Below are 4,588 nucleotides of genomic sequence, written 5' to 3'. Positions count from 1 at the left end.
TGACTTCCCTAAAAAATGATATGAAAAAGACAAAACTTGAAAATCAGTAACAGGTTTGGAAAGGATGCAAAAAACAACCGGTTAGACAGCAAGCATGGCACATCCCGAAAAGATGGTCAGCCGCCTATCGACACACCGGAAGAAACATCTGCAATTCCTTTTAAAAAAATGAAGCCGAAGAATGAAGCATATCATATTCCACGTATCGAAAAAAGTGACTGCACGATAAAATGAAAAGCTGCAACGGAAGAACTGACTTGCGGATTCTGCGGGAGAACATAACCACACAGGCATACAGCCACTACACCTGTTTCCAATAAAAGAAGATTACACCACCGGAAAAGCAGAAAGGCTCCACTCGGAGAAAAGCAAGCAAACGATTGAAGCGGACTGCCGATTTGGCAGCGAAATATCCAACTACCTATCTACAGCCCTAAAAGGCTAGGACATATGGGTAAGCAACAGACTGCCGGGCAGTCACTCCGCTGAAAGGGTGGGTGGGAAAAAACTAAGTGGACGCAAAAAACAACCTTACCATTGGGGGATAAACTTCCCCCTATTTTCACTTCACATATTCTTTACCCCACTTCAATTGATTCAACAAACTTCAACAACAAAGCGACTGTTACCGTATGAAATGAAAGCTGATTGAACAACTTATGCGCTTTCAGCATCTCAATAGCGGCTTCAGCCGTAACAACTCTCTGTTCATAAAGCCGAATTGTCGCATATAACTGGTCATTTGCGACAGGCCCCATTATTAGGTCATAGTCACCGTTTTCTCTTCCTCTGCGGTTGTTGACAACAAACTCCAGCCATTCTTTTGTCGCACCCATAAACCGAAGAACCGGATATTCCCTATCAAGAATATCATCGGGAACTTCATAAACAGAGACGATTGCTTTTTCGCTCTGTTCCCTGTTCTTCTTCAACAAAGCCCATTTTTTTGCTTGTTCAAAGTTGGTTGTCGTATAAAATCCCTTCCCAAAGTCCGTAGCCTTCCGTCCTTTCTGTATATTAGGGCGTTTCACGGTAACTGTAGATCCATGAAATAGTCTCATTTTCTTTTATTGATATAAGTCGTTATAGTATCTAATATATATTCGGGGTCTTGGGTATGAAGCATTTCAAAAGTCTCATCCAAAAAATCAAAAACCCCATAGTCCGAAAACAACAACAAGGTTTCTTCCGCACTTTGTTTCTTTTCCTCCCTATAATTCTCAATGCAGAACATCTTGAAAAGCAGGATCTTCGTGTCACCGTTATACCGTCGTTTTTCTTCTGTTTTTTCCTTCTCCAATGTTTCATAAAGCGACAATGTACTTGAATACCATAACTTGGTACTCTTATCCAGCAAAGATTTATACAACTTGGAAGAATATATATAATACAGTGCATCGCCTAAAGGCAATGCCTTTTTCTTCATGACCAGTTCTACCAGCTCTCTCATCACGAATGGGAGCATGGTTGAGTCAAGTTCTCCTTGATTTTTATGAGTAATTTCCATATTCTTGTTGTTATTACTTTAGCATATTTTCGAAAACACCTTCTTCACAGTTCTTTATACACACCTGACACTCGGCCACCACTTCTCTTAATATTCGGGCACATTCTTCATTCGAATGCCCTTGCAGTAATTCATAGGCATATCGCATCAGTTCATTAGCTTCCATTGTTTCCATCCTTATCAATAATATTCAAGTTCATCATTATTTTCTGCAACGACTCCATATTTGGAGTTCCTAACCAACACACACCTATGCAAAAGGTCATATTGTTCTCTGTATCTGAAAAACGCATATTGTTTTACCTTTTACAAACATTGTTGTCCCATTAAAATCTAAAAGAGTTCTTTGAAATATTTGAAATTTAGTTAGTTACAGCGATTTTCCGAGCGAACGGACTTGAATTTGTAGCTTTGCATCAGATTAATCCGATGGCATATGTTCCAAGACAAATACGTTTTCGCTCAATTGGCTTCATTTCTGAATCGAAGTAAGTTTAACCGCATAGTCACCAAGTATGATGGTGATAAATATGTGAAGCACTTCACCTGCTGGAATCAACTACTTGCTTTGATGTTTGGTCAACTTTCTAATCGTGAAAGTCTGCGAGATTTGATAGTTGCTCTTGAAGCTCATCATTCCAAATGTTATCATTTAGGAATGGGTAAAAATGTATCAAAGTCATCGCTGGCAAGAGCAAATCAAGATAGAGACTATCACATCTTTGAAGAATATGCTTACTACCTGGTTAGCGAAGCACGACAAAAGTGTGCTAATCATATTTTCAAACTTGGCGGTAACGTTTATGCTTTCGATTCGACTACTATTGACCTGTGCCTTTCAGTCTTTTGGTGGGCAAAATTCCGCAAAAAGAAAGGTGGTATCAAAGTGCATACATTATATGATGTGGAAACACAGATTCCTGCATTCTTTCATATCACGGAAGCATCCGTACACGATTCTAAAGTTATGATTGAAATTCCTTATGAACCAAGCTCTTATTACATCTTTGACCGCGGTTATAACAACTTCAAAATACTGTATAAAATTCATCAAATTGAAGCCTACTTTGTTGTCAGAGCAAAAAAGAATCTCGGGTACAAATCCATCCAATGGAAACGTAGGCTGCCTAAGAATGTGCTTTCAGACGCAAGTGTATTTCTGACAGGATTCTATCCTAAACAATATTATCCAGAGCCACTTAGATTGGTTAAATATTGGGATGAAGAACAAGAACGAGAATTTACATTCATAACCAATGCGATGCATATATCTGCGCTTCAAGTTGCTGAACTTTATAAAAATCGCTGGCAGGTAGAGCTGTTTTTCAAATGGCTCAAGCAGCACCTTAAAATCAAAAGATTTTGGGGAACTACAGAGAATGCTGTTCGAATACAGATATATGCTGCTATATGCGCTTACTGTTTGGTGGCAATCATTCAACACGATATGCAACTGAACAGAAGTACATATGAAGTGTTACAAATACTGAGCATCTCATTGACTGATAAGACTCATCTGAGAGACCTCTTTGATAAAACTAAATTTCAAAATGACAAAGAACGATTCGGACCAAATGGGCCAAGTTTATTTAATTTTTAATTCGTCCCAATTTTAATGGGACACTAATGTTTTACAAAGGTAAAACAATTAAGTAAAATTCATCTATCATTGCTTTTCATATTTATTGTGTCTTTCTCTTTTGCATCGGAAGTATTAGCACTTACAGCAACCAGACAGTATGACATCGCCACGTTTGATCATACCGCTGGAAAACAACGATATACAATCTGAATCAAAACAGATTGTATATCACCAATTTCTTTTTTTGTGCCTTGTTAAACGTATAAGAAGTTCCTCCGGCAGATTTTCCATCCCAATAGGCAATCAGCCTACAGGCGTGTGAAATCATGTAATCATTACGGTGGGCATAGCATTGGGCATAATAATATTCGGATAGAACTACCACCTTGTCGGCTTGGCGCAAAATATCAGCATACCTCTGTTTGTCCTCTTTGTTGAAATACACATCTTGCCCGACATAAGGAACAACCGCCACCAAAACCATATCGGGATATTGTTTCCTTTGTTCAAGTACGGTATGAGCAGCCATCATGTCAAATCCAACCGCACAACCAATATAGAAAAAACGGATTCCATTCTCATAGCAGAAACGTACCTCTTCATTCAACGATACGGACAAAGCATATTTATTTGTTCGTATCGTTCTATGACCGGTAAAAGCAACGGACATCATTTTCATCCATTTATCACGTGCCTTTCTACATATATCCAACGAACCTGCCGAAGTTTCATACACCATTCCATTCACCTCATAACGATAAGTGAACCAAGTAGTATCTCCAAAGATATCCTTCTGCTTCTCTATATAACTCTCTTTTTCTTTCATCTTATAACATACGGACAACTGTTTTACCTAAAAAGAAACCTCCCAAAACCTCACCTCCTATTTTTTCCAACTGACATGCGAAACGAGCATACGAAAACCCTTTTGTTAAAATATCGTCAAATACCAAGATTTTCTTACCCCGAAAAAAGTCCTTGTCAAATTCTATCACTTGTACTTTTTGAAGCGACTTGCTGTCAAATTTCTCGTGAATAGCCAAACGATCTCCACTGACACGTATATGTTCATACGCATTGATAGCACCTGAAAACTTACACACAGCCGAAGCAAACCCCTTATAACGAAGTTCATTCTTATCAGCGGAAGAAGCCGGAACACAAGCAAAAACAATATTCTTAACATCATCACCAAAAACTTGATGTAACTTATTCGCTATCATCCAAGCTATATTCAAATAAGCTTTTCCATCCTTAAAACTCCATATCATCTTACGAATTTGCCATTCTCTTTCCGTTGCCTGCCGATATTGCATAGGAAGATACTCAAAGAAAGAAAACATCATCTTATGCCATTGTCTGTCTAAACTAGGATATTTACTCTGATGTGCCATAGTCTTTTATCTATTAAAATTAAACTTATGCTTCAGCTAGATTTAAAGACCTTTTTTTAAACCCCTTTCCGGGATGGCCTTTTCTTTCTGCCGACTTTTTTTTTG

The 4,588-nt window shown here is 38.3% G+C and carries 7 protein-coding genes; 2 read left to right on the top strand and 5 right to left on the bottom strand.

All coding sequences use genetic code 11. The annotated features are described in order from the left end of the window. Window positions 1-36: 36 nt before the first annotated feature. Window positions 37-234 (top strand): hypothetical protein, encoded by a 198-nt coding sequence (locus DXA54_RS27560; RefSeq protein WP_007564664.1) that lies wholly within the window; start codon window positions 37-39, stop codon window positions 232-234. Window positions 235-578: 344 nt separating this feature from the next. Here the strand turns inward: DXA54_RS27560 and DXA54_RS27555 are convergent, their stop codons facing one another. The 3 genes from DXA54_RS27555 to DXA54_RS28345 are packed head-to-tail and all read right to left on the bottom strand — an operon-like array spanning window position 579 to window position 1,682. Then, entirely contained in the window at window positions 579-1,061 is a 483-nt protein-coding gene (locus DXA54_RS27555) for a DUF3990 domain-containing protein (RefSeq protein ID WP_005868753.1), read from the bottom strand. Continuing rightward, window positions 1,058-1,507 carry a DUF3791 domain-containing protein gene (locus tag DXA54_RS27550; RefSeq protein WP_005868755.1) on the bottom strand — a complete coding sequence of 150 codons (450 nt, stop codon included), beginning with the start codon at window positions 1,505-1,507 and terminating at the stop codon, window positions 1,058-1,060. The genes DXA54_RS27555 and DXA54_RS27550 overlap by 4 nt, the downstream gene beginning before the upstream one ends. Before the next feature lie 13 nt (window positions 1,508-1,520). Continuing rightward, window positions 1,521-1,682 carry a hypothetical protein gene (locus DXA54_RS28345; protein ID WP_007564662.1) on the bottom strand — a complete coding sequence of 54 codons (162 nt, stop codon included), beginning with the start codon at window positions 1,680-1,682 and terminating at the stop codon, window positions 1,521-1,523. Between the two features lie 261 nt (window positions 1,683-1,943). Between DXA54_RS28345 and DXA54_RS27545 the strand changes: the two genes are divergently transcribed. Continuing rightward, the gene (locus DXA54_RS27545) at window positions 1,944-3,107 is read left to right on the top strand and encodes an IS4 family transposase (RefSeq protein ID WP_005868407.1); all 1,164 of its coding nucleotides are present in this window, start codon (window positions 1,944-1,946) and stop codon (window positions 3,105-3,107) included. A gap of 193 nt (window positions 3,108-3,300) precedes the next feature. Here DXA54_RS27545 and DXA54_RS27540 read toward each other — a convergent pair whose 3' ends face one another. Both DXA54_RS27540 and DXA54_RS27535 read right to left on the bottom strand, forming a co-directional pair. Beyond that, a complete protein-coding gene (locus tag DXA54_RS27540; RefSeq protein WP_005868759.1) occupies window positions 3,301-3,915 on the bottom strand; it encodes an SLOG family protein in 615 nt (204 codons plus the stop codon). A gap of 1 nt (window position 3,916) precedes the next feature. Next, window positions 3,917-4,483: a phosphoribosyltransferase gene (locus DXA54_RS27535; RefSeq protein WP_005868760.1), complete on the bottom strand. Its 567-nt coding sequence runs from the start codon at window positions 4,481-4,483 to the stop codon at window positions 3,917-3,919. Window positions 4,484-4,588 lie beyond the last annotated feature (105 nt).

Source organism: Bacteroides sp. OF03-11BH (assembly GCF_003604005.1).
In the GTDB taxonomy this organism is placed as follows: Bacteria; Bacteroidota; Bacteroidia; order Bacteroidales; family Bacteroidaceae; genus Bacteroides; species Bacteroides ovatus.
Note: the sequence above shows the minus strand (reverse complement) of the source record. Positions and strands in the feature narration are given on the sequence as shown.